Annotated in this window: 1 pseudogene; it reads right to left on the bottom strand. The window is 64.7% G+C overall.

The window, feature by feature from the left end:
• Positions 1-21 precede the first annotated feature (21 nt).
• Positions 22-515 (bottom strand): annotated as a pseudogene (locus tag AC1DRF_RS32055) (hypothetical protein); the annotation flags it as partial.

Genomic DNA, 515 nt, shown 5'->3' with positions numbered 1-515 from the left:
CGCGGCTCCTCCGGCTCGGTGTCAACGATCGAAGTGATCGTTGTTCGGTCCGGGCTGGCGAGTACGAGCGATATTCAGGAACGACGGCAACCGAGTCGCATGGCCCGCCGCACCCACGTTGGTCACCTGCATGAAGCACGGCGCGCCTCCGCAGGCAGCAACAGGCGTGCTGCTCTCCGTCAGGAACTGCGCGCGACCCAGTGAATTGCGCGGCGCGCGGCCGTCGATCGGCACGAAGACTTCCGGACGGTCGAACGGACCCTGCTCGCGCGCGACGCGCTCGTCGGTGAGCTTGAGCAGGAAGTCGACCAACGCATTCTTCTCCTGTTCGCTGAGTTGCGCCTGCACGTCCTGGCTCAGGCTCAGGATGTTGAAGTCGCGGTGCGCGGCGTTGGTGATCGGGAAATCGCCACCGCGCGAGTAGAAGTCCACGACCTGCCGCAACGTGAGCTTGCCGCCGTTGTGGAAGTACGGTCCGGTCAACTCGATGTTGCGCAACTGCGGCGCTTTGACAC

This window comes from Priestia sp. P5_B4, assembly GCF_056400385.1.
Note: the sequence above shows the minus strand (reverse complement) of the source record. Positions and strands in the feature narration are given on the sequence as shown.